30 protein-coding genes are annotated in these 21,265 nt (G+C 70.4%); 10 read left to right on the top strand and 20 right to left on the bottom strand.

Annotation, left to right across the window (positions count from 1 at the left end; genetic code table 11):
- Positions 1 to 150 precede the first annotated feature (150 nt).
- The 16 genes from K8612_RS07580 to K8612_RS07505 form a co-directional block, all read right to left on the bottom strand.
- Positions 151 to 975, bottom strand: a complete 825-nt coding sequence (locus K8612_RS07580; protein ID WP_223761788.1) for a hypothetical protein — start codon at positions 973 to 975, stop codon at positions 151 to 153.
- 27 nt (positions 976 to 1,002) lie between these two features.
- Positions 1,003 to 3,894: a hypothetical protein gene (locus K8612_RS07575; protein ID WP_223761787.1), complete on the bottom strand. Its 2,892-nt coding sequence runs from the start codon at positions 3,892 to 3,894 to the stop codon at positions 1,003 to 1,005.
- A gap of 24 nt (positions 3,895 to 3,918) precedes the next feature.
- Positions 3,919 to 4,146 (bottom strand): hypothetical protein, encoded by a 228-nt coding sequence (locus K8612_RS07570; protein WP_223761786.1) that lies wholly within the window; start codon positions 4,144 to 4,146, stop codon positions 3,919 to 3,921.
- A 17-nt stretch (positions 4,147 to 4,163) separates the two neighbouring features.
- Positions 4,164 to 4,601, bottom strand: coding sequence for a phage tail protein (locus K8612_RS07565; RefSeq protein ID WP_223761785.1), 438 nt, complete (start codon positions 4,599 to 4,601; stop codon positions 4,164 to 4,166).
- Positions 4,602 to 4,646: 45 nt separating this feature from the next.
- Positions 4,647 to 5,105 (bottom strand): phage tail tube protein, encoded by a 459-nt coding sequence (locus K8612_RS07560; RefSeq protein WP_223761784.1) that lies wholly within the window; start codon positions 5,103 to 5,105, stop codon positions 4,647 to 4,649.
- Positions 5,106 to 5,118: 13 nt separating this feature from the next.
- Positions 5,119 to 5,553, bottom strand: a complete 435-nt coding sequence (locus K8612_RS07555) for a hypothetical protein (RefSeq protein WP_223761783.1) — start codon at positions 5,551 to 5,553, stop codon at positions 5,119 to 5,121.
- A gap of 41 nt (positions 5,554 to 5,594) precedes the next feature.
- Positions 5,595 to 5,999, bottom strand: a complete 405-nt coding sequence (locus K8612_RS07550; RefSeq protein WP_223761782.1) for a minor capsid protein — start codon at positions 5,997 to 5,999, stop codon at positions 5,595 to 5,597.
- Positions 5,999 to 6,319, bottom strand: coding sequence for a hypothetical protein (locus K8612_RS07545; RefSeq protein WP_223761781.1), 321 nt, complete (start codon positions 6,317 to 6,319; stop codon positions 5,999 to 6,001). Before K8612_RS07545 ends, K8612_RS07550 begins: the two co-directional genes overlap by 1 nt.
- Positions 6,319 to 6,972, bottom strand: a complete 654-nt coding sequence (locus tag K8612_RS07540) for a hypothetical protein (protein ID WP_223761780.1) — start codon at positions 6,970 to 6,972, stop codon at positions 6,319 to 6,321. The genes K8612_RS07545 and K8612_RS07540 overlap by 1 nt, the downstream gene beginning before the upstream one ends.
- Before the next feature lie 80 nt (positions 6,973 to 7,052).
- Complete coding sequence (locus K8612_RS07535) at positions 7,053 to 7,487, bottom strand: hypothetical protein (protein ID WP_223761779.1); 435 nt, start codon at positions 7,485 to 7,487, stop codon at positions 7,053 to 7,055.
- 34 nt (positions 7,488 to 7,521) lie between these two features.
- Positions 7,522 to 8,721, bottom strand: coding sequence for a phage major capsid protein (locus K8612_RS07530; RefSeq protein ID WP_223761778.1), 1,200 nt, complete (start codon positions 8,719 to 8,721; stop codon positions 7,522 to 7,524).
- A gap of 51 nt (positions 8,722 to 8,772) precedes the next feature.
- Positions 8,773 to 9,792, bottom strand: coding sequence for an HK97 family phage prohead protease (locus K8612_RS07525; RefSeq protein ID WP_223761777.1), 1,020 nt, complete (start codon positions 9,790 to 9,792; stop codon positions 8,773 to 8,775).
- 29 nt (positions 9,793 to 9,821) lie between these two features.
- Positions 9,822 to 11,177, bottom strand: coding sequence for a phage portal protein (locus K8612_RS07520; protein ID WP_223761776.1), 1,356 nt, complete (start codon positions 11,175 to 11,177; stop codon positions 9,822 to 9,824).
- 23 nt (positions 11,178 to 11,200) lie between these two features.
- A complete protein-coding gene (locus tag K8612_RS07515; RefSeq protein ID WP_223761775.1) occupies positions 11,201 to 12,721 on the bottom strand; it encodes a terminase large subunit domain-containing protein in 1,521 nt (506 codons plus the stop codon).
- Complete coding sequence (locus tag K8612_RS07510; protein ID WP_223761774.1) at positions 12,711 to 13,292, bottom strand: hypothetical protein; 582 nt, start codon at positions 13,290 to 13,292, stop codon at positions 12,711 to 12,713. The genes K8612_RS07515 and K8612_RS07510 overlap by 11 nt, the downstream gene beginning before the upstream one ends.
- Before the next feature lie 18 nt (positions 13,293 to 13,310).
- Complete coding sequence (locus K8612_RS07505) at positions 13,311 to 13,874, bottom strand: hypothetical protein (protein ID WP_223761773.1); 564 nt, start codon at positions 13,872 to 13,874, stop codon at positions 13,311 to 13,313.
- A gap of 422 nt (positions 13,875 to 14,296) precedes the next feature.
- Between K8612_RS07505 and K8612_RS07500 the strand changes: the two genes are divergently transcribed.
- From K8612_RS07500 to K8612_RS07455, 10 genes are all read left to right on the top strand, one after another.
- Complete coding sequence (locus tag K8612_RS07500; RefSeq protein WP_223761772.1) at positions 14,297 to 14,647, top strand: hypothetical protein; 351 nt, start codon at positions 14,297 to 14,299, stop codon at positions 14,645 to 14,647.
- 51 nt (positions 14,648 to 14,698) lie between these two features.
- Entirely contained in the window at positions 14,699 to 15,142 is a 444-nt protein-coding gene (locus K8612_RS07495; protein ID WP_223761771.1) for a hypothetical protein, read from the top strand.
- Complete coding sequence (locus K8612_RS07490) at positions 15,139 to 15,357, top strand: hypothetical protein (protein ID WP_223761770.1); 219 nt, start codon at positions 15,139 to 15,141, stop codon at positions 15,355 to 15,357. The genes K8612_RS07495 and K8612_RS07490 overlap by 4 nt, the downstream gene beginning before the upstream one ends.
- Positions 15,358 to 15,772: 415 nt before the next feature.
- The gene (locus tag K8612_RS07485; RefSeq protein ID WP_223761769.1) at positions 15,773 to 16,012 is read left to right on the top strand and encodes a hypothetical protein; all 240 of its coding nucleotides are present in this window, start codon (positions 15,773 to 15,775) and stop codon (positions 16,010 to 16,012) included.
- Between the two features lie 245 nt (positions 16,013 to 16,257).
- The gene (locus K8612_RS07480; RefSeq protein WP_223761768.1) at positions 16,258 to 16,641 is read left to right on the top strand and encodes a hypothetical protein; all 384 of its coding nucleotides are present in this window, start codon (positions 16,258 to 16,260) and stop codon (positions 16,639 to 16,641) included.
- Positions 16,642 to 16,747: 106 nt separating this feature from the next.
- Positions 16,748 to 17,236, top strand: coding sequence for a C40 family peptidase (locus tag K8612_RS07475; protein ID WP_223761767.1), 489 nt, complete (start codon positions 16,748 to 16,750; stop codon positions 17,234 to 17,236).
- A gap of 136 nt (positions 17,237 to 17,372) precedes the next feature.
- Positions 17,373 to 17,645: a hypothetical protein gene (locus tag K8612_RS07470; RefSeq protein ID WP_223761766.1), complete on the top strand. Its 273-nt coding sequence runs from the start codon at positions 17,373 to 17,375 to the stop codon at positions 17,643 to 17,645.
- Positions 17,646 to 17,711: 66 nt separating this feature from the next.
- Positions 17,712 to 17,903 carry a hypothetical protein gene (locus tag K8612_RS07465; RefSeq protein WP_223761765.1) on the top strand — a complete coding sequence of 64 codons (192 nt, stop codon included), beginning with the start codon at positions 17,712 to 17,714 and terminating at the stop codon, positions 17,901 to 17,903.
- Positions 17,904 to 17,955: 52 nt separating this feature from the next.
- Positions 17,956 to 18,465 carry a hypothetical protein gene (locus tag K8612_RS07460; RefSeq protein WP_223761764.1) on the top strand — a complete coding sequence of 170 codons (510 nt, stop codon included), beginning with the start codon at positions 17,956 to 17,958 and terminating at the stop codon, positions 18,463 to 18,465.
- Positions 18,466 to 18,482: 17 nt separating this feature from the next.
- Complete coding sequence (locus K8612_RS07455; protein ID WP_223761763.1) at positions 18,483 to 18,674, top strand: hypothetical protein; 192 nt, start codon at positions 18,483 to 18,485, stop codon at positions 18,672 to 18,674.
- Positions 18,675 to 18,764: 90 nt separating this feature from the next.
- On the opposite strand, the gene K8612_RS07450 is transcribed toward K8612_RS07455, so the two are convergent.
- The 4 genes from K8612_RS07450 to K8612_RS07435 form a co-directional block, all read right to left on the bottom strand.
- Positions 18,765 to 19,202, bottom strand: a complete 438-nt coding sequence (locus K8612_RS07450; protein WP_223761762.1) for a helix-turn-helix domain-containing protein — start codon at positions 19,200 to 19,202, stop codon at positions 18,765 to 18,767.
- Positions 19,203 to 19,362: 160 nt separating this feature from the next.
- On the bottom strand, positions 19,363 to 20,001 hold the full coding sequence (locus tag K8612_RS07445) for a hypothetical protein (protein ID WP_223761761.1): 639 nt from the start codon (positions 19,999 to 20,001) through the stop codon (positions 19,363 to 19,365).
- Positions 20,002 to 20,003: 2 nt separating this feature from the next.
- Entirely contained in the window at positions 20,004 to 20,696 is a 693-nt protein-coding gene (locus tag K8612_RS07440; RefSeq protein WP_223761760.1) for a hypothetical protein, read from the bottom strand.
- A complete protein-coding gene (locus K8612_RS07435) occupies positions 20,693 to 21,265 on the bottom strand; it encodes a hypothetical protein (RefSeq protein WP_223761759.1) in 573 nt (190 codons plus the stop codon). Before K8612_RS07435 ends, K8612_RS07440 begins: the two co-directional genes overlap by 4 nt.

The following is a 21,265-nucleotide window of genomic DNA, read 5'->3' as shown; positions in this document are numbered from 1 at the left end:
CTGACCAGGACGCGCCGAGCAGGTAGTCCCCACCCAGCAACGTCGAGAGGTCCACCCACGTGGCGTCGCGCTGCACCAGGACACGAACATGCGACGCGAAGCCAGCGCGGCATGCGACCAGCGCTGAGGAACTACTGGAGAGAGAACGCATCAGGCAGCCTCCGGCTGTTGCCACAATTCGAAGTCCATGTACTGGCCCTGCACCCTTACGCCCCCCTCGTCGTACTCCACGGCCTGCGCGTCGAGCGCCTGGCCCAGCACGCGGAACGGGCCCGGGATGCCCTCCCCGTCCGCTGCGTGGTACGGCAGCGGGCCGAAGGGCGCAGTCGCCGCCGCCCACTGCGATACCCAGGACTCCGGCACCGTGTAGGGCAGGTAGACGAGGTCGCTGACCGTGACGTTGGCCACAGCATTCACGCCCAGCACGCCCTCGGTGAGCGAGACGAAGAGCCCTGTCTCGCCCTCCATGTCATCCACGATGCCCAGTTCGCTGCCGTTGACGTAGAGGACGTCCGGCTGGAAGCGCGCCACGACGTGCGTCCAGGAGCCGCTACCGTCGGCGCGAAACCAGAAGCCCACGGTGCTTTCCAGGCGCGCTCCGACCGACCACTCGGCCTGGTCGCCCGGCGCCATCTGCATGGCACCGAACCCCCAGCGCCCGGTGAAGGCCGTGCCGGCCTGGGGCGCCCCGGTGAGGTTGGCCGTCGCGCCCTTGCTGGACGTGAAGGCGTTGGACGTCGCGGAGGCGAAGTCCCAACTATGCCCGTCGCCGTCAATGAGGCGGCGCAGCGCCTGCGCTTCCACGAGCGGCACCGGGGGGGTGCCGCCGGACCAGACGAATTCGCGCGACCGGGTGCCGCTCTGGGCCCATCCACTGAAGGTCCGCACGCGCGGGCCCCGCAGCGTGGGCTTCTGGGCGAGCCCCTTCGCTGCCGAGCACCGCACCTCGATGCCGCTGAGGGTGAGATAGGCCATGCCCCACCAGAAGGGGCGGACCGGGCGCTATGCGTAGCGCGGACCGACGGCAGCGCTCGTGCCGAAGAGACGGACGCCTGCCTTCCGCTGCCGGTTCTCGTAGTCCTGACGGGCCTGCGCCATCGCGTCCGAGAGGTCGAAGCCGGTGATGTTGTACTGGACGGGCGGCATCGCCGAGGCGGTGGCGGCTCCAGTGGCGTTGGAGCCGCCCAGGATGAGGTCGAGCAACTCCTGCAACGTGCCGCCCATGCCGAGCAGCCCCCCACCTCCGCGGCTGATGGGAGGCAGCACTTCGGGGGTGGGTGGCGCCGGAGTCGAGGGCGCGCCCGACGTGGGCGCGGGCTGCGTGCCGGGCGTGGTGTTCGGCCCGTCCTGCGCGTCCTGCGCCTCGAAGCGACGGAGGGCCACCTTCCAGAGGTCGGGCACGTTGGAGAGCGCCTCGTTGACGTCCTCCAGCGCGTCCCGGTTCTTCAACACCTCCGCCGTCTCCCGGGCCTTGGCCATGGCCGCGTCCCACGTCAGGCCCTCGAGTTCCTGGATGCTTCGCGCGAGCGACTCGATGTCCACCTTCGCTCCCTCCATCGAGTTGGCCCAGCCCTTGAGGAAGCCGAGCGGGTGCGCGCCCAGGATGCTGATGTCGCCCAGCTTGCGGAACACCCACTGGATGGCGGAGACGATGCCGTTCCACGCGCTGCCCAGGCCCTTGATGACGTAGAGGATGACGATGGCCACGTAGCGCAGCACCTGGAACAGGCCCTTCAGGACGTTGTCGAGCAGCCACGCGGTGGCCTTGCCGATGGCATCGAGGGCGGGGGCGAGCATCTTCAGCACCATACCCACCAGGACGATGATGGGCGCGATGCTTTCCATGGCCTCCCCCATCGCCTCCATCGACGGCTGCACGACCTCAACGATTACGGACACGAGGTAGCCGACGCCGCCCATGATGGTGTCGAGCCCGGTAGCCGCCGCGCCGAACAGGTCCTTCAGCATCCCGATGACGCCGTTGAGCACCTCCATGGCCTCCGCCATCTGGTCGGACCCCATGACGAGTTCGCCAATGGTCGCAAGCAGCGCCCCCCACCAACCGCCAGCGCTGAATCCCTGCTTCGCGGCGTCGATGAGTCCGCCAAGTTCGCCCATCCGACCCAGGAATCCGCTGATGAGGTCGGCCCGGGCCGCATCCATCGCGGCCTTCGCCTCGTCAGCAAACCGTTGGGTCTCCTGCCAGATGGAGAGATTGGCCTCATGAGCGGCCTCCATCTCTGCATGCACTGAGGCAGCATACTCCTCGCGGGCCTCCAGCGATGCGTCGCGGTTCCCCTCCAATTCCTCCGCCGCCCGGTCCGCCTCGTTTGCCAGCGCCTCCAGCGACGTCGCCGCGTTCTCCTCGTCGGCCGCCGCAGCGCGATCCGCCTCGCGCTTCGCCGCCTCGTTTTCGTACGCCTGAAGCTGGTCGTAGCTCTTCTGGCGGAGGTCCCCATTCAGGTCCCCCGGTTGGCGGATGCGCGCTTCGCTCTTGCCGTTCATCCACGACATGAGCTGCTCCAGCCGACCCTTCATTTCGTCCATGCCGGTGGCGCTGGAGATGTCCGCGAGCATCATCTTGACGCCCTTCATCGCATCGCTGAGACCGACCCCTGCGACATCCTTGGCGACGCTGACGCCCTTGCCCACCGCCGTCGCGGCGTCCTGCACGGTGGCCACCACGCTCTTGCCCAGTTCATCCTTCGCCGCCTTCAACTGCTGCGTCATCGCCGCCATCGAGGTGGCGCCACCCTCAAGCGCCTTGGCGATGCCCGCTGCGAGGCTCTCCCCTGTGGTCCCCTCCAGCACGGTGAGTGCCTTCTCCGTCTCCTTCATGCGCGCGGCCTGCACGAGCGGCTTGACGAGCTTCGCGCTGCCGCGCACCAGGAAGGCCACGAAACTGAGGGCGCGTTCCGCGAGGCTCTTGACGAAGTTCCCGAAGCCGTCGAAGGCCTCGACGAAGAAGCCAGCGAGGTTGTCTGCGAGCTCTCCCAGTCCGCCCATCATCTCAGATATGGATTCGCTCATCGCCCCCCATGCTTCGCTGGCAATGAGCTTGATGTCGCCCCAGTTCTTGTAGAGGACGCCGGCCAGGAGGACGATGGCTGTGATTGCAGCAGCCACCGCGAGGATGGGGATGGCGGCGGCGCCGAAGCTCATCAGCATCTTCCCGACGCTGGAGAGCATTGAGGGCGTGGACTTCGCGAAGTCCACCATGGCCTTGCCCAGCCCGCCGAGGCCCGCCTTCATGCCCTCCATCGTGGGCGCCATTCCCTTGAGCGCCATCCACAGCTTGGACATGGTCGCGCCCACGTCCACCGTCTTCATCGCCTGGAGCGCCTGCCACGCCTTCGTCGCTGCCGGGCCGACGCCGTTCAATACCGGGCCCAGCTTGCCGATGACAGGCAGCGTGGCCTTCACGCCCTGAAGGACGATGCCGAAGCCCTTGGCCAGGCCCTCGACGCTGGCGGCCAGCTTGCCCACCACGCCCACGCCGAGGGCCCCCATCGCCGCCCACGCCGCGAAGCTGGCTGCGGCCTGCTTCACGCGCGGGTCCATGCGCTGGAAGTGCGCGACGAGGTTGGACAGGAAGTCACCAACGCGTCGAGCGAGCGGAAGGAAGAGGTCCCCCACCTCCGCCGCAAAGGTGTAGAGCACCTCCTGGATGTGCTGCACCTCCGCGGCCAGGCGCTGGTTGGACTGCGCGGCCACCACCACGGCCCCGCCGATGCCGGCGGCCACCACCGCGCCGATATTGCCGATGGGCTCGGCCGCCTCCTTCACCTTCTTCGCCGTGTCCTCCACCTTCTTGGCGAGCTTGGCCAGCGACGTCACCGCCTCGCCGATGGAGGCGGTGACGGCGACGTAGAGGTCTCCGACTTTCAATGCCACGGCAGGACTCCAGGAGGCTGCCGGCTACCGCTTCGGCGGAGGAGTCCGCGGCTTGAAGCGGTAGACGGTGGTGGTGGGCCCGCCCGCTGGCGCACGCTGGTGCGTGCGAGAGGGCGCGCCCGTCTGCGCGCGAATCTGCGCAAGGCGCTCGTCATGCTCCTCGTTCTCCAGCTCGCAGTAGGCGAGGAGCCCCAGCAGGTCCTCGTAGTCCCAGGACCGCACCTCGTCCGGTGACTGCCCTGTGAGCTTCACGACCCCGTAGAGGAGCCTCAGCTCGGGGTCGCGGCGGACTTTCCCCGGACGTCCTTCATGCTCGGGGCGAACGCGGCCTGGAGGTCCTCCTGGATGTCCTCCAGCCAGACGGCCTCGACCAGCGCGTCGAGGTCCGCGACGGTGTAGATGGGCGTCCCGTTCGTGGGGTCGTAGAGCAGGCAGGCCGCGAGGCGGGCCACCGTGCGCAGGGCGTTGCGCGGCGTCGTCGGCTTGTCGTCTTCGCCCATCTCCCCGGCCGCCTTGGCGGCCTCCAGCACCTTCACGCGGTCGCCCTGGGTGGGCTTGATCAGGTGCACCTTGTCGCCCTCGATGTCGAGCGTCTTGAGCACCTTGCGGTTCTTCGCCAGCAGCCGGTGCTTGAGCGAGCCGGGGACGGTCATGGGCGGCCCGAAGTCCTCGTTGTCGTCGGGGTCGATGGCGGTGGGGTCGGTCATGTCTGCCTTCTCCAATGAGGGCGGTGTGGAATGAGGAAGGGGCGACTACACGTTGACGGGGGCGCCCTGGCCGGTGAGCGAGACGGTCAGCTTGTCCACGTCGGAGGACGGGCCGCCGGAGTCGAAGGACATGACCTTCACCGCGTACCGCTTCCCGCGCTGGCCCGCCGTCGCGTCCTCATCCTTGATGACGTGCAGGTAGCCCACCTGGCCGGACTGCATGTGCGTCTCCAGCAGGTCCTGCGCGGCGTTGCCCTTGATGCGGTGGCCGCTGACGTTGAGGGTGAGCCCGCGGAGCGTGGCGGCGTTGCGCTTGTAGCCGTCGCTGCCGAAGTAGTTCGTGTCCACGCTGTCGACGGCCGTGGCGACGCTGCACTCGCTGATGCCGTCGAGTTCGGTGGACGGCGCCTCGACCGTGCCATCCTCCAGGTTCACGAGCGTGGTCGCGGCCAAGGCGGTGAAGTGGATGCGCTGCGCGTAGAGGACTTCGGGTTCTCCGGCCATGTCTCAATTCCTTTCACTTCGGGGGGAACATCTCTTTCAACGCCTGCTCAAGGGCAGCCTTCACACCCTTGCGACCGATGGAGCGGGAGCGGCGGAAGGCCTTCTTCAGGAAGTGCGGCTCCGGGTTGACGATGTCCCTGTCCCAGTGCACGCCCTCGTGGATGGCGCCGGCCGCGTGGTGCGCGTAGCCCGCCACCCAGGTGACGGAGAGGCGCCGGTCCATGTGGTACTCGGGCCCGTCCAGGAAGCCGGTCTCCGCCAGGGGGCGCTCCGACGGCTTCACGTTCCCGTTCTCGTCGTAGTCCGGGGTCCTGTCGCCGCGGGGCACGTCGAACAGCGAGAGGTCCAGCGCGTGGCGCACGGTCGCGTAGCAGGCTTTCTCCAGCCGCCCCAGCACGCGCTCAGGCTGCTGGCGCAACTTGAGGAGCGGCTGAAGGTCGAGCTTCACGCGGACGGGCATGTCCGAAGAGAAGGGGCGACCGCTCGCCGTCAGGCCGCGTACGCGAGCGTGACGGTGAAGACGAAGCGATGCCGGTGGTTGTCGCCCTCGCCCAGGTAGGACGGCAGGCCCTGCGCGCGGCAGGAGACGTAGCCGGAGACGGCCACCAGGTGCAGCGTGCGCCAGCACTCGCGAGCCAGCGCCTGGGCCTCCAGGTAGTCCCGTCCGCGCACCAGCACCTGGACGTCCCGCTGCAGGTAACTGCGCCCCGTGCCCATGTAGTCCTCGGGCGCGTCGCCCGGCACCTCACGCACGGCCACAGCGAGGGGCGGCGCAGACAGGGGCATGGGGCCCATGTAGAGGCTGGGGGGCGTCGCCGTCCGGGAGACGCCCAGCGCGGCCGCGTCCAGCACCTGGGCGACGTGGAGTTCCACGTCCGTCAGCGCGGAGGCCATCAGACGTACACCTCGAAGTGGTCCGTCTCCCCGCGGATGTTGGGGCACGGGTTGACGCGCAGCGGGCGGCGCCGCGTGTTGAGGTCGCCCGGCGTGGCGCCGGGCAGCCAGAGGGCGTCCCCAGGCCCCACCTCCACCGTGGTGTAGAGGACGGCCTCGGAGGTGGCGTCGGTTCCGTCCGTGGTGACGAGTCGCTTCACGCTGCCCTCGCATCGGCAGGAGTGCACGGTGGGCACGGAGAAGTCCTCCTGCCCGCGGTCGTTGACGCCCAGGAGGCGCGCGAGCCAGAAGCGCTGCTTGAGTCGGTGGCCCAGCAGCATCACACGCCCCCCTGGCGCGGGCGGCGGTAGCGGGCCACCAGGCGCCGCGCGCGAGCGGGCACCGCAGGCAACTGCCCGTCCTCGTCCGTGGCTCGCGTCAGGGACGTGCCGCCGATGGACTCGGATACGGCCTCCTCCGCACCGTCCCCGTGCACCAGGGCGCCCACCACCATCTGCGCCGCCAACTGCAGGTCCCCCGGCAGGTCCACCACGAGGGCCGCGTCCAGGTCTTTCTGCCCGGGCGTCACCCAACCCGCGTCGTAGGTGACGAGCAGTTCACCCGTGTCCTCCACCACCTGCGGTGTCGGGGAGACTCCGCGCGAGTAGCGCCCCGTGAAAGGCCATGCCTCGCCGCGCGAGAGGACACGTCCCATGAGGGCGGACTCCAGCGCGTAGCCGCTGGTGGGCACCTCCACGCCGCACACCTGCACGCGCGTCACCTCGCGCACGCCTCCAGATCTCAGCCAGAAGTAGCGCCCGCCTGGCGAGGCCACGGACTCCACGACGCCCGCGCGGCGGTGCAGCGGGTAGCCCACGTATCCCGCCAAAGCCAAGGACGCGGCGGTGATGAGCAGCGGCAGCCGGGCCGGGTCCGCCGCGTCGCGGACGTTCCCCGGGAGCAGGTCGGCGGTGAGGAGATCTTCCTGGGCCATGGCCATGAAAAAGGGCCGGGGTGGCAGACAGCCACCCCGGCCCGGCGGGCACGTGGAGGAGGGGGTGAGACGTGCCCGCGCTAGACGGACAGGCGCTGGCCGCCCCCGAGCACCAGCGAGACGCCGGTGACGACGGTGGGCGTGGAGCCGCCGGTGAAGGCCACCACCTCCTTGACGCGGAGGTACGGGTGGTCGGCCTTCAGCAACTGGAGGTTGAAGTCCAACTCCACCGCCCTGCTCCCGGCGGCGGTCGCCACCTGGAGGGCGTTGCCGTCCAGGTCCACCACGGCGGTCCAGTCGTCCGTCCCGTTGGCACTCGACTCCAGCGAGTAGGTGACGCTCGTCGTGGTGGGGGTGCCGCTGGTGGCGCCGAGGTTGGCCACCAGCACGCCGGACTGGAAGGCCGACACGTCGATGGCGCTGCCGCTGCGGGTGCCGGCGGCCTGGGCGGCGGGCGCGAGGCCCTGGTTGGCGCACGAGATGTAGGCGCCGATGTGAACGTTCTGGGGAATCATCGGTTGCGGTCCTCTTTCTGCGGCGCGTGGCCGCTCAGTACGCGACGCCAGTCTTCTCGGCGAACGCCTTGCTGTAGCGCAGCAGGAAGTCCACCTCGGTGATGCCGCGCATCGTCACCATGTCCGCGGAGAAGTCGGTGCCGTTCTCCCCCATGGTCGTCTCCAGCGGGAGGGCCTCGCCCAGGATGAGTTGGTTGGCCAGACCGAAGCCCAGCACCCCATCGTCCGCGAGCGTCTCCGAGTAGAAGTAGGGGAAGCCGTTGAGCGTCGGGCTCTCCCCAACACGCAGGTCCGGGAAGAGCCAGCCCGCGTTGTCGCGGGCCTGCCGTAGCGACAGGAACGTGTCGGTCGACGAGTAGTAGAAGCCCTTGTTCGCCTTGAGCCCACCGGGGATGCAGGCCTTGGCGACCGCGCCCATGACCCCGTCGGTGTCGGCGACCTTGTTGGTCGCCGTGGTCCCGGCCGAGGCGGTGCGCGCGGCCTGGTCCATCTGGTTCCGGATGCCGTTCGGACGCTTCGGCCCCTTGCCCTTGAAGCCGGTGGTGTCGATTTCCAGGCCGATGGCAGCGGCCATGTCCGCGCCGATGATGGCCGCCGCGTCGATGGCGGACAGCCGCAGCAGGTCGTTGGAGATGCGCGCGAGCGCCATCAGCTTGTGGGCGGTGAGCACGAGCGTCCCGTCCTTCACGGTGGAGGGGGTGCCCGGCTCGCCCTCGGCCACCCAGTACACCTTCACGCCCTCGTTGATGGTGCCCATCGTCAGGCGCGCGCCGTAGCCGGAGATGGTCCGGATGCCGGCGGCCAGGAGGATGGAGTTCGGCCGCGCCAGTTCCACGAGCTCGGAGGTGACCGTCTCACGCGTGAAGGCCCCGCCCGATTCGAAGACTCCGGCGAACTGGCCGGACGCCTTGACGCGGACGAGGAAGGCGTCGAGCGCCTTGAACTGCTCGTCGTTGCCGCGTCCGAAGTGCTGGGCCTGCTTGAGGTACGCCTGCTTCATCTTCAGACCCAGCGCGGCGTTGAGGCGCGCCCGCCGGTCGTCCTTCGTGAGGTCGATCTGCAGGTCACGCGCGCCGCTGGTGAAGGGCCCCTGGGCGGGGTTGGGGCGCGACGCGAGCGCCTCCTCGACGCCCTTGACGACGGCCGCGTTGACGGCGCGCTGCATCGGCTCGGGCAGGGGAGGAGGCGTGGCCGGGGTGGTGGCGGGCTTCGGGGTCGGGCTCGTGGTCCGCATCGTCAGGACTCCAGGAACAGCGAAAGGGGTTGGGGTAGAGAAGGGCCGGCACTACGCGGCGGGCTTCGCGAACGCGGCGAACTCGCGAAGCTGACGGGGCGAGAGGTCGCGGACGTACGCAACGCTGAAGCCGTACGCCTTGCGCACGAGTTGGCGCATCGCCTTCGCCTCCTCCTCCGGGAGCGGCTCGTCCTGCTTGTCCTCGGGCTCGGCAGCCTCCGGCTCCTCGGTCTCAGCGGCGCGCGCGAGCCAGCCCTTCGCGGCCTCGATGTCCGTGGGCAGCCCGTCACGCAGGCCCTCGGCCATGGCGACGAGTTCCTCGTCCTCGGGTTCCGTCTCCAGGAACGCAGCCGCCAGCGCCTGGCCGGCTTCGGCGTGGGCGACGAGTGCCGCGACGAAGTCCTTCGGGGTCATCGCCTCGGACTCCTCGTCGTCGGTCGGCTCGCCCTCGGCCCCCTCCCCTTCGGCAGGGGCCGGCTCCTCGTTCGGCGCTTCCTCGCTGGCGTCCTTGGCGGCGGCCATCTTCATGACCGCCGCGGCCAGCGTCGCCTGCGTCGTCGCCACGGCGTTGAGCGCCACCACCATCAGAGGGTCGGTGGCGCCAGCCTGGCCCGGCATGGAGCGGAGGCGGACGGCATCCTCGTTCGCCCCCACGTTGACGATGGAGACCTCCACCAGGTGCACGAGCGGATAGTCAAAGCCCCCCTCGGTATTCGGGACCGGGTCGTGCCCCTCCACGGGGATGAAGCCGATGGAGCACGCGTCGAGCGTGTCCGCCTTGATTTTGGCCTCGACCTCCTGGGAGCGCTGCCCGATGCCGTCGCACTGCGGCTCCATCACCCAGACGCCGCCCTCCTGGTAGCACCGCGCCTTGCCGAGAGCGGGCTCCCAGGAGGCATGCGCCCACAGGAGCGGCCGCTTGAACTCGGGGGCTTCGGCCTTGACGCCGAGGATTCGGTCCCTGTGCCGGTCGAGCTTCGTGGACGTGATCTGGAACACCGGCGCCTGCATCCCCGTGGCGGTGGGGGCAGAGCCGTCGAGCAGCTTCCTGCGGATGGAGAGAGTGCGCATGTCCGGAGAGAAGGGCCGGCCAGCCGCCGCTACACGCGCCCCTCCTCACCCCGCCGGTCGCGCGGTGCGTCCGGCGTCGCGTTCGCGCCCGCGCTCGCCACGTTGTTCCCTCCGCCCGCGCCCGGGAGTGGCGCGCCCCGGACGCCCTCCAACGCAGGGTCCGGCTGGAAGCCGGCCATCACGCGCACCTCGTTCCAGAAGAAGCCCTCAGTGATGGGCGTCGTCATGAGGCGGAAGACGCGCTCCCACTGCTGGGGGCGCGGGTCCTCGTAGTCAAGGATGGCGTCCCGGTCGACGAGCGGCACCAGGAGGAGTTGGAAGTAGGCCAGGAGGAACTCCAGGCGCGGCACCACGGCGTGCTCCGCCAGGTGGTACTTGGCATCCTCAGAGGTGGAGCGGTTGCTACTGGAGAGGTCGCCCACCAACTCCGGCGGCACGTTGTACGTCTGGCGGACGTAGGCACGCTGGCCCTTCGCGAGCTCCTCCGCCTGCAACTCGCGGTAGTTCACGCTCACCTGGGCGAGCGTCACTCCGGCGGGGGCGAACCAGATTTTCCCGGCGTTGTCCGGGCCGCGGTGCGCTTCGTTGAAGCGCTTCTCCAGGTCCTCCGCATTCTCCTCCTGGTCGACGTCGCCGCTCTTGGTGTCCAAGCCGACGATGGCCTGCGGCACGCCGCCGCGCTCGAAGACGGACTTCGCGCTCCGGTCGATGGCCTCCATCGTGTCCAACTGGTCCCCGACTGCGAGCCCCCGGCCGGCGCCGCGACCGTGGGGGTTCTCGGGATCCAGGTGCTTGAGCCAGATGATGTGTGCGGCCGGAACTGCCACGTGGGCCTGGTTGTACGAGAGGACGAACTCCTGCCGGCCCGGTTGAGGCGTCTGGTAGACGCAGTGGGGCGGCACCACTTCCCAGCCCACCGGCCGCCCGTCCATCCCCAGGCGAAGCCAGAGGAAGGTCTCGCCCACCAGGTCCAGGTGAAGCTGCATCAGCTTGAGCAGCTCGCGCCCGGGGTGCTCGGGGTGCGGCGCCTCCAGGATGTTGAGCAGTTCGTGCGCGGGCAACTCCACCAGCGCGCCGGACTGCACCCCGTCAGCCAGGGACTTCCGACGCTCGGCCGCGAGGTGACTGCGCCAGCGCGGGTCCGCGCCGGACTTGCCCAGCCCGCCGCCGACGCGCTTGTAGACCTTCCACCGGGGCGTAGCCACAGCGTCCGCCACGGTGTCGACGACGACGCGCAGCCAGCCATTCTCCCGGTACGCGGCGAGCACCTCCCGGCTGCCGCGCCGCGGGGCGAACGTGAAGATGGGCAGGCCGTGGACAAGAGGTCCCTGGCGGGTGGGCAGGAAGCCCAGGGCCGTGAGCGCGCGGCGGAAGAGGGAGGCCATGCCCCACCAGAAGGGGCGGGACGCTACTCGTCGTTGTCCGACACATCCTCAAACACCGCGTCCTCCGTGCCCCGCACGCGGCCCGCCGCGCCCACGTTCCGGCGCTTCGGGATGACGTACTTGTAGATGGGCCACGCGAAGGCGTCCGCCCGGTCATCTCGCGCGTGCCCACCCTCCTGACCGGTGAACTTCGCGAGCTGCGCCTCCAACTTGTCGTGCTTGCCCACCATGTGGACGAGGCCCGCCTTCGCGTAGGAGGAGACGGGGGATGCGCGCTCGGCCTTCGATTGCATGGCACGCTCGGTGAGCACCTTCACCTTTTCCACGGTGCGGATGGTGCTCTTCACCATGGAGCCGCCCGTGTTGCTCTCCGCGAACACCCACGCGTTGGGCTTCCCGTTGGTGCGCTTCTTCGCGGCGGGCGCCCAGGCGTTGAAGCACTTCACCGCCTCGCGGGCCCAGGCCTCCGGCTCCGGCGTGCGCAGCGACGCGTCCTGCAGGACGTAGACGTGGTCCAGCCCGTCCTTCTCCAGGCGGATGCCAATCACGATGATGCCGTGCATGTCCGCGCCCTTCTTCTCGCCGGTGGCCGGGTCCACCGAGACGATGATGGCGTCGTACTCCTTCGGCGCGTCCTTCGGCTTCACGCGCGAGTCGTTCCACCTGACGCCCCGGTACAGCGCCGGGTCGAGGTCGAAGGACAGCTCGCCCATGAACTCGCGCCGTCCCTCAGGCAGATGCATCACGCGCCGGACGTAGCGCTCGTAGGCTGGGTCCAGGTTCGCGATGTTCTCCAGCGTGGAGCTCCGCGCGAGCACCAGTCCATCCCGGTCGCTGAGCATCTCCCGGAAGAGCACCGTCGGCGCGGGCGTGGTGGTGATGACCATGCGCGCCGACAGGCCCCGCGTGCGCATGCGCGAGCTGACGAGGCGGTTGACGGCGCGGCATTCCTTGTAGACGGCGACAGCGTCACCCTTCCACGCCACCGGCTCGTCCGCCCAGATGAACGTGTACTGGTGCCCGCGGAACTTGTCCGCGTTCTTCGCCGGCAGCCACGTGGCCTGCGCGCCGTTGGGCCAGACGAGGCGGCGGCGCGACTTCTCAAGGCGCGGGTAGAACCAGGGTGGGGAGATGGTGAGGACGCCGCTCGTCCCCTCCAACTGGTTCTTCACGATCTCGCTGTACGTCGGCCCGACGATGAGGATGCGCGCCTCGGGGTCCGCGCGGGCCTCGTCGATGACCGCGGCAGCGCCCGCGTACGTCTTCCCGGTGCCACGCCCGCCCATGAAGAACCAGGTGCGGAAGACTTCGGGCGGACGCTGGACCGGGCGCAGCCAGTAGCAGTGCTCGTAGTAGAGCAGCAGCAGGTCCTGGGCGGTGAGCCCCAGCGCGCCCGAGAAGCCCGTGGCGATGCCCGTCGAAGCCGACACCGCGAGCGCCGCCTGCTGGATGACGGAGTGGTGGCCGTGGGTGTCCGCTGTGATGACGGGGATGCCGTCGAGCAGTGACTCTCCGGCCTGTGCAACGCCCGCGTCAGTCCCCATCGCCGTCCTCGGACGGGGGCTCTGGCGGCGCATCCTTCAGCGACTCGGCCTTCAGGTGCTGCGCGATGAAGGTGGCGAGCTTCTCGTCCAGCTTCGCGCGCGCCTCGTCCGGGGTGACGAACTCGAAGACGGGCCCGAACCCGGCGCTCGTGGGCGCCGTGGCTTCGCGCGGGATGGTGAAGTCCTTGGGCGCGGTCACCGCCAGGAACCAGCGGGCGCCGCGGCCGTCCATCGTCTTGTCGCTGATGGCGTCCAGCGCGTCCTTCACCCGGCTCTTCTGGAACTCGGCCTGGGCGCGCTCCACCTCCACAACGAACTCGGTGTAGCGACTGCGCTTGCCGCCCTCGATGGCCTCGCGCCCACGGCGCAGCCAGTTCTGGATCCGCGCCTCGGTGGTGCCCGCGAGCGCGGCCGCCATGCGCTTCGTAGCGCCCTGGCGCAGTTCCGCGATGATGGCCGTCTGAATCTTGTACGTGAGGGTGCTGGCGGGCCCGGAGTACTTCTGCGCGCGCTTCCCTCCGGCCGGACTGCCGGAGGGGGGCTTCGGGCTGTAGCCGCGCGGGGGGGACACCCCCACCAGAAGGGGCGGCTACTCGCGGCAGGCGATGGCGCGCGCGTAGGCCACCATGGCGGCGACGTCGTCGGCCACCTGGTTCATCACATTCTCGTCCACGTAACGGCCCGAGTTGTCCCGGACCAACAATGCACGGAAGGCAGCCGCCGACGCGTTGATGAGTCCCGTGAGGTCGGACGGGGCGACGGGGCCGGACGAGACCTTGGCCATGGCGTCCGCCGTCTCCTGGATCTGGGCATCGAGCGCCTTGATCTCGGCGGCGGCGTTGGAGATGTCAGCGCTCACCTCGATGTGGAAGCCGCCCACCTTGCGGTCCACGTCGGACGGCTCGGCCTGGTCGGCGCTGGCGGGAAGACCGAGGGCGGCGCGCGCGGCCATCACGAGTCCCCGCGGGCTCGGTCCGAGCCGCGCCCGGAGGGCGTCGTCGAAGCTCAGAGTCGCAGTGCGGCCTGAACCGTCGCGCGCCGCCAGCGCCAGGCCGGCGAAGCCGGGGCCGGTCACCGGGTAGACGACGAGGTCGCATCCGCGAAGGTCGTCGGCAAGCTGCTGGAGGCGTCGCTGCTGGTCGAGAGTGGTCATGCTCGCCAGAAGGGGCGCCAGCGGGCCACCAGCGCACGCGGACTTCGGGCCGGACGCGGCCACGTGCGAAGGCGCCGAACACGCCTGCGGGCCGCCAGGAACGCGCAGGGCCCCAAAAAATGGGGGGTCGTCTGTCAGTTCCCCTCGGAAAAACCGCGAGGAATTCGCATCGCAAGATTGCAGCGCGCCGAGCAATCCAATTTTTAGGCGCACATGTGGGTTTCCCACCCCAGGGGGCGGCTCGCCCTGTTCAATGGGACTGTAATCACCCCTTATCCTACATGGTCCCGTGGCACGGCCGTTGCCCGCCACGACGCGTGCCAACGCCACCCCTTCTCGCGGGCATGACCAGCGGGACGAGACGGAAGCCTGGCCCGGCCAGCGCGCTCATCATCGGCGGACTGAAGCGCGGCCTTCCGCGCGTGCGCTTCGTGCGGCATCGCACGCCGCAGTGCTTGGGCCGGGCCTTCTTCGGCCCCATGGGCGCGAAGCCGGACGACATCGCGGAGTGGCCGGCGATGCTCGCCAGCATCCGCGAGATGGGCGGCTGGGCCTTCGTGGAGACGGAGAAGAAGACGCCGGTCGTGCATTGGTGGGCGAGCGCTCGGGCGGACCGTCTGCGCGTCGCCTACGTCCTGGGCCACGAAGTGGGGCACATCTCCGGTCGCCCGCTGCGCTCCCTCCGCAACGACTGGCGCGAGGAGTTGCGCGCGGACGAGTACGGAGCTGCCGCCTTCCTGGCCATGCAGCAGGCCCTTGGGGGACGGCGATGAGCGAGCGCCACTTCCCCCCCCCACCTGAGTCCGGCGCCCCTTCTCCCGGGCATGATCGACCAGTTCGCGACCTACTACGCCAGCGTGGGCACCCCGCTTCCGTGCGGCTGCTCTTGCATCCTTGCCCGGGTCCTTGATGCCGAGGGCCGGGAGATTGACCGGGTCGCCGTCGCCCATCCCCGCGACGGCATCCTCCTCCGCCATGTCCTGGTCGATGGCGCCCTGACCGAGCGAGACGAGCACCGCGCCTTCGAACTGCACTGCACGCGGCACCCTGACGTGGTCGTGCGCAGCGCCCAGCCTCGCGGGCGGATGACACTGACGGACCAGGAGGGGCGTGAGGTGGGCGCGCTGTACCCCGTGGCCTCCTTCCTGGATGGGCTGCTGTTCAACGACCACGTGGAGCCGGAGCGCAAACAGGAAGGCATCGGCCGCCTCCACCTCGGTTGGTACGGATGGGATGCGGACGGCCGCGAGGCGGAGGCCGCGCGATGAACGAGCGCCGCTTCCCGCTGCTCGTGATTCAGAAGGACCTCGACAACGGGATACCCAGGACCATCGCGTGGAATCTGGCCGAGCGCGCCTACGCCAACTACTCGCGGCGTTACGGCACCAGCCAGTCTCTGGAGCGGCTCGCCGAGCGCGGTGGCTTCGGACCGACGGAGTTGGACGTGCACGTGCCCGGATGGCGCAAGGAACTGGGGCTGTGATGGGCATCCTTGACGCATTCCGGATCCGCCTGTCTCTCGTGCGCGCACGCAGGTGCGAGGACGCCGCGTCGAAGAAGTCCGGCCAGCTCTGCCAATGACAGAAGACGAACGCGTGCAGATCCGCCTTCAGCGCGGGGCCGGCCGCGGTGAGCGCCTGGCGGAAGACGCGCATGCCCTGGCGGGAGCCGTCCGCGCGGATAGCGGCGCCGCTCCGGCCCTTGGCCTCGTAGGCCATGCCGTAGGGCGGGTCGGTGAGCAGGACGTCCACGGATTCGGACGGGAGTCCGGGCAGCAGGTCTCGGCAGTCGCCGTGGACCAGGGTGATGGTGTCGGACTGGAAGTAGGGCTTCACTCGGGAGGGCCTCGCGTGGAACGTGGCGCGGGGTGCACCACACGCGCGCGTGGTGCACGGCTGATGCCGCCCCGCCCCTTCCCCTTCAGCATGGTGACTCACTCGACGTTGGCGGACGCACTCCGTCCGAAGGTCCTCGTGGTGGTGCGACTCCTGGATGTCGCCGCGCTGGGCCTCCTGTGCTGGGGCAGCGTGCTGCTTTCGGATGGGCACATGGACGCGGCCATGCGCGCCGACGTCGCCGGGCTCCTGCTCTACGCCGCGCTGGCGCGGGTTGAACGCCGCCTGGAGCGCGCTCCGTGACGCGCTGCCCGTGCGCACGCGCCGGTCCGCTGTACCTGCCATGTCCGGTCCCTGGGTGTCCCTCCGGCGCCGACATCCCGCGCGGCTTCCATCACGGCGCAGACGGGAAGCGCTGGCGGCGCGAGCTCGTCCCGGGCCTGCCGGACGCTGTGTCGCGCTGGGCCTGGACGCCGTGGGCGCCAGCGGAGCCGCGCAATCCACGTGCTCCCGGATGACGCCGCCCCTTCTGTCCGGGCATGCCCCCCATGAGCCCTGAGTTCGGCGCCGTCCTCGTCCTGGCTGTGGGCCAGCTCCTGGTGCCGTTGCTGAACGGGATGCTGTCCCGCCGGCAGACGAAGCACGAGGCGGCGGCCGACCAGGTGCCCCTACTGGTGCAGTCCGTGACCGCGGTGGCGCAGGACGTCCGCGACATCAAGGCCGAGTTGCGCGTGGTGAGCGAGCACGGCGCGATGCTGAAGCTGCTGGACCTGCGCCTCCGCGCCCTCGAGGACTGGATGGGCGGGGCGCGCCCCCAGCTCAACAGCATGGCCAACCACGTCACCCTGCTCCTGGGTGAGCGCGACGCTGGGCGCCAGCTCCAGCGCGCGGCTCAGGCCGTCAGCCCCAAGGACGTCGGGTCCGCCCCTTGAGCCTTCTGTGCTTCGCCGCGCACGTCACCTCGGCGTGCGTCCTCCTGGTTCTGGCCGCGTGGCGCGCCGCCGGCACCAGCCCATCCCGCGCGCCCTCGGAGTCTTCATGACGACCACTTCACAGCGCTCCGCCTTCCTCTCCCTGGCGCTGGAGCAGATGGGCGCGCCGTACCGCTGGGGCGCGAAGGGCTTCCGCGCGCCCGGCGTCGAGCAGCGACTCTTCGACTGCTCCGGCCTCGTCACCTGGTGCCTGCACGAGGTGGGTGGCCCGGATTGGCGGGCGACGCACAACACGGACCGCCTCTGGGACGTCTGCGCGCCGGTGGCGAGCGAAGCGGAGCTGCTGCCCGGCGACCTGGTGCTGTACGGGCGCGCGGGTGCGAAGACGGGCGACGGCCGCGAGGTGACGCGGCCCGACCCGGACCACGTCATGGTGTACGTGGGCGCGGGCGTGGTGGTGGGCGCGTCCGGGGGCGGCAGCAAGACGCTCACCCTGGCCGACGCCCAGGCCGCGGGCGCGCGCGTGAAGACGCAGCCGCGCGTCGCGTACAGGAGCGACGTTCTGGGCTTCCGCCGGCTGCCCTTCACGTCGTGACGGCCCGCTACCCCCACTGCCGCCTGTGCGGCAAGCGCCTGGGCCAGTGCGACCATCCGCGCTGGCTGCCACGCCGCTGAGCCGCCCCTTCCTCCTGGTGCCGTGCAGTCCACCCGCCGCACCAGGAGAAGCTCCCATGTCCACGCCCCCCCCCGCGCCGTACACGCCGCCGCCCGAACTCGTCGCCGCCGCCGAGAAGGCCCTGGCCCAGGCCAGCCCCGGGAAGCTCGCCACCGCCCTCACGCTCTACACCTGCTATGGCAGCGTCACCGGCGGGCGCTCCGCGGTGACGGGCGCCGAGCTGCCGCCGTTCGAGAAGTGCTCCGTGCTGGTGCGCGCCGGCTGGCTCGCGGCCGCCGAGGTTATCAACACGCCGGTCGCGTCCGTGTCCGCGGTGCCGCCCAGCTAGAAGCCGTCCATCGGCCGAATCGTCCACTACTGCCTCGGTGACGAGGCTGGCCCCCGGAAGGGCGAGGTGCGCCCAGCCCTCGTCGTGGCCACGCGCGCGCCGGACCCGATGATGCCGAACCTCCAGATCCTCGGCGACGGGCCGAACGATGGCTTCAACTCCGCCACGGGGCACGGCGGCGAGCACTGCTGGCGCGGCACCGTGCCCTTCGGCGGGCCGGACCAGCCCGGCACCTGGTTCTGGCCTCCGCGCGTCTGAGACACCCCTTCTTCATGGTGCATCCCATCCACCTCTTCGATGGAGCATCACCATGAAGAAGCGTCTCACCCTGGCCGCGTGCCTCGCGGTCGTCCTCGCCGCGCCGGTGGCCCTGGCGTCCACCGGCGCCAACTCCAGCACCCTGGACGCGCTGTTCACGCCCACCGCCATCGGCATCGCCCTCGGTGCCGTGACGGGCGCCGTCGGCCTCTTTGCCGGCGGCACCTGGCTCACCGAGCGCCGCAAGCGGCGCATCGCCCTGGGCGCCTACCACGCCTTCCACGTCGTCGAGGACATCGCCGCCGAGGACCCGGAGGAGAACCTGGTGGACAAGGCCGCCAAGGGCCTGGAGGTCATCGACACCTGGATGAAGACGAACGGCTGGCGCCCGCTCAAGCCCGGTGAGCAGGCGCTGGTGAAGCTCCAGTTCTCCGCGCTGCACGGCGAGCAGAAGGCGGGTGAGAAGGTGCAGCAGCAGGCCCTCTCCGTCGCACTCGGCGCCGTCGCCGCGAAGGCGGCCGTGGAGGGCGCGGTCCCTACGATGCCCCGCGGGCAGCAGTAGCCGCGGGGCTGTCGCGAGTGCTGAGCGACGTGCCGGTGCGGACCGGCTACCTGGAGGCCCAGGCGGGCGTCTCCTCCCTGACTGGCGCCTACGCGCGCCTGGAGAGCGGGGCGCGGATCCGGCAGAACCTGGGCCTCTTCGGCTTCGCGGAGGCCAACCAGCGCGAGCGGATGGCTGGCGTAGGCGTCCGGTACACGTTCGGCCTGTAGTGCAGCGGCCCGCTCCTCATCGCTGGGGGCGGGCTGCTTCGCTTCACGGGTATGCAGTCGTGCTGCAGGTGCGCGCCGGTGCCGGGCAGGTCATACCGCGCCCCCGAGCACCCTCAGCAGCGCCTGGACTTCGTCTCGCGTCAGCGAGTCCCAGGTGCGCAGGAGGCGGACGGCCAGGACGTCATGCTCGCGACTCAGCCCAGCCTTGAGCCGGAACTGCTTTCTGGCCCGAGCAGCAGCGTCTACCAGAAGGGAGACTTCATCAGGGGAAAGCCCCAGCACGTCCTTGATTTGACCGACGCGTTCGATGGACGGCCTGCGCTTACCAGACTCCATAAGCGAGACATGATGGGGGTGGATGTCCATCGCCTCAGAAACCAACTCCTGTGACTTCTGCGCGCGCAGGCGGAAGGCTCGCAAGAGTTGCCCGAATGGAAGAGAGCGCGCATCCCTGAGATCGCGATTTGCTGCCTCGACTTCATGGGCCGCCCAATCTGCTCTCTCTTTGCGCGTCGCCGGACCCGCCATTCGACATCGTCGACAGCGCTTCTCCGTTCCTATCCTCGCAAACGAAGTGCCGCACGCGCACGTGAAAACCACGCGGCCCGCCTCATCTCTCGTCACGCACTTCGGAGCGCGCATCCCATCCTCCTGCGACGTTGGTATTCCGGAAGTTCCGTGGCCACGGCTACGCCTCCCCGCGGACTTCGGCCGCCCAGGACTCGAAGGCGGCCCCGGCCTTCTTGAGCGCGACGTAGACGCCCTGGCGCTGGAGCCCGCGCTGCTCCGCGAAGTCGCCGACGGACGTGCCGTCCAGCACCACCGCCAGCAGCGCCTGCACCGCACGGCGAGGCCCCTCGCCCCGGCCGCCGGCCACGCGCAGCCGGGACTCCACCTCAGGCGTGACGCGGTCCAGCAACGCCTGCCCGTGGAGCCGGGCGTCAACGCGCTCGTCGAGGCGCTCGTGGTCCTCCGTCGCGCCCCCGTGGCGTGTTTCAAGGGGCACCTCTCGCGCCTCGCCGTGCGTGGCCGTCTGCGACAGCGGGACAACCCGCGAGCCCCGCCTGTCGTAGGTGCGAAGCGCGGCCTGCACCCACCAGCGGGCACAGGCGTAGAAGCCGCTGCGCTCGGGCTGCCAGCGCTGAGCGGCGACAACGAGGCCCAGGAGGGCGGCGGCCTCCAGGTCCTGCAGGTGTCCCAGCAGCCGGGGCCGGCCGAAGCAGTAGCGGCGCGCGGCGCCGCGCGCGTACCGCATCCACTGCCGGGCCAGCGCCTGGCGCTCCGTGGTGAGGGGCCCGTCGGGCCGCTGTTGGGCTGGGCAGGCCATGGCTATGCCGGCATCCCGAAGGGAAGGCGCTCGTCGCGGGTGCCCGGGCGGCGCATGTCGCGGACGACTTCCCCCGCCCGCGCGCCGAAGCGCTCCTCCAGCGCGGACAGCGGCACCCCCTCGGCGTACTCGCGGCGGATGATGGCGTCGGCGCGGGCCCGGGCCGCGTCCGGCGTCATGCCGAGCTCGGGCTCCTCCGGGCCCAGGAGGCCGTCGTCGTGCTCGCGGGCGTACCGGGGCAGCTTCGCCGTCGGTGCCTTCCGGGCCTGGAACCACTCCTCCAGGGCCTCGCGCATAACGAAGCTCCTGGAGACGCCGCGGCGCTTCGCCTCGTCCACCACGGCCTGCACCTGCTCCTGCGGCGCCACGAAGTCACCTGCGTACACCATGGTGCCGTACTCGCGGACGGGGCCGCTCCAGTTCCCGGGGTCCTGCCGCTGCCGCTCGTAGTGCGCGCGGCAGAGCTCCTTCCGCCACTTCGGCCGGCCACACCCGGACAGCCGGCACGCGTCGGACAGCGACTCCGCCTTCTGGGTGGTGTGCGCACGCTGACGCCGCTTCAGTTCGCGGATGGGGCCGTCCAGGGGCTTCCCGCGGCGCTCGCGCTGCTCGTGGGCGACGCACAACCCCCGGGTCCGGGACTCACGGTCGCAGCCCGGCACCCTGCACGGCTTCCTGCCTTCGATGCAGCTCACGGCTCCTCCTTCGCTGGGTAGCTGGCGGGTGTCGCCAGGGACTTCCAGTCCTTCTGGGTGGACTTCGGCTGCCGGGACACCCCGGCAGACTTCGCGCGTGGCGGCCGTGGATGGGCCGCCATCGCTTCGGGCGCGCCTGGGCCAGGGGATGGGAGCCCTGGAACGTCCAGGGCCCGCCCAGGCGGCGCCGTGCGCCGGCTTCCACGCTTCGCCCGGACGGCCCCGCCCGCCAGCCGGACGCCACGGGGCCCGCGGGTGCCGCGCTCCTCCACCGGCATCGTGAGGTAGGTGCGGACGGGAGCGCCGACGCTGGCCGACCGCGCCTCCACGGCATCCCCGGCCACGCCCACGAGGAAGCCCAGCGCGTGCAGCGCGGCGTGCAGCTTCGCCTGGCCAGGGCGCAGCGCCCCGCCGAGCTTCTTGCACTCCACCAGCAGCACCTGCCCGCTCCTGACGCACAGCAGGTCCGGGAAGTCCTTCGCGGAGAGCTTCCAGACGCCCCAGCCTTCGGCCTGGAGCGCCTTCACCACCTCGCCCTCGCAGGCGTCTCGGTTCGCAGCGTGGCGCAT

Source organism: Corallococcus sp. AS-1-6 (assembly GCF_020037015.1).
Taxonomy (GTDB): Bacteria; Myxococcota; Myxococcia; order Myxococcales; family Myxococcaceae; genus Corallococcus.
Note: the sequence above shows the minus strand (reverse complement) of the source record. Positions and strands in the feature narration are given on the sequence as shown.

Bases quoted from the DNA above. Each gene is read 5' to 3' on its own strand.
- K8612_RS07460 (WP_223761764.1), top strand. From the start codon at position 17,956: ATGAAGAAGCGTCTCACCCTGGCCGCGTGCCTCGCGGTCGTCCTCGCC.
- K8612_RS07530 (WP_223761778.1), bottom strand. From the start codon at position 8,721: ATGCGGACCACGAGCCCGACCCCGAAGCCCGCCACCACCCCGGCCACG.
- K8612_RS07580 (WP_223761788.1), bottom strand. From the start codon at position 975: ATGGCCTATCTCACCCTCAGCGGCATCGAGGTGCGGTGCTCGGCAGCG.
- K8612_RS07540 (WP_223761780.1), bottom strand. From the start codon at position 6,972: ATGGCCCAGGAAGATCTCCTCACCGCCGACCTGCTCCCGGGGAACGTC.
- K8612_RS07545 (WP_223761781.1), bottom strand. From the start codon at position 6,319: ATGCTGCTGGGCCACCGACTCAAGCAGCGCTTCTGGCTCGCGCGCCTC.
- K8612_RS07535 (WP_223761779.1), bottom strand. From the start codon at position 7,487: ATGATTCCCCAGAACGTTCACATCGGCGCCTACATCTCGTGCGCCAAC.
- K8612_RS07515 (WP_223761775.1), bottom strand. From the start codon at position 12,721: ATGGGGACTGACGCGGGCGTTGCACAGGCCGGAGAGTCACTGCTCGAC.
- K8612_RS07565 (WP_223761785.1), bottom strand. From the start codon at position 4,601: ATGACCGACCCCACCGCCATCGACCCCGACGACAACGAGGACTTCGGG.
- K8612_RS07445 (WP_223761761.1), bottom strand. From the start codon at position 20,001: ATGGCCTGCCCAGCCCAACAGCGGCCCGACGGGCCCCTCACCACGGAG.
- K8612_RS07525 (WP_223761777.1), bottom strand. From the start codon at position 9,792: ATGCGCACTCTCTCCATCCGCAGGAAGCTGCTCGACGGCTCTGCCCCC.
- K8612_RS07490 (WP_223761770.1), top strand. From the start codon at position 15,139: ATGAACGAGCGCCGCTTCCCGCTGCTCGTGATTCAGAAGGACCTCGAC.
- K8612_RS07550 (WP_223761782.1), bottom strand. From the start codon at position 5,999: ATGGCCTCCGCGCTGACGGACGTGGAACTCCACGTCGCCCAGGTGCTG.
- K8612_RS07435 (WP_223761759.1), bottom strand. From the start codon at position 21,265: ATGCGCCACGCTGCGAACCGAGACGCCTGCGAGGGCGAGGTGGTGAAG.
- K8612_RS07505 (WP_223761773.1), bottom strand. From the start codon at position 13,874: ATGACCACTCTCGACCAGCAGCGACGCCTCCAGCAGCTTGCCGACGAC.
- K8612_RS07495 (WP_223761771.1), top strand. From the start codon at position 14,699: ATGATCGACCAGTTCGCGACCTACTACGCCAGCGTGGGCACCCCGCTT.
- K8612_RS07470 (WP_223761766.1), top strand. From the start codon at position 17,373: ATGTCCACGCCCCCCCCCGCGCCGTACACGCCGCCGCCCGAACTCGTC.
- K8612_RS07520 (WP_223761776.1), bottom strand. From the start codon at position 11,177: ATGGCCTCCCTCTTCCGCCGCGCGCTCACGGCCCTGGGCTTCCTGCCC.
- K8612_RS07450 (WP_223761762.1), bottom strand. From the start codon at position 19,202: ATGGCGGGTCCGGCGACGCGCAAAGAGAGAGCAGATTGGGCGGCCCAT.
- K8612_RS07480 (WP_223761768.1), top strand. From the start codon at position 16,258: ATGAGCCCTGAGTTCGGCGCCGTCCTCGTCCTGGCTGTGGGCCAGCTC.
- K8612_RS07560 (WP_223761784.1), bottom strand. From the start codon at position 5,105: ATGGCCGGAGAACCCGAAGTCCTCTACGCGCAGCGCATCCACTTCACC.
- K8612_RS07485 (WP_223761769.1), top strand. From the start codon at position 15,773: ATGCCGCCCCGCCCCTTCCCCTTCAGCATGGTGACTCACTCGACGTTG.
- K8612_RS07475 (WP_223761767.1), top strand. From the start codon at position 16,748: ATGACGACCACTTCACAGCGCTCCGCCTTCCTCTCCCTGGCGCTGGAG.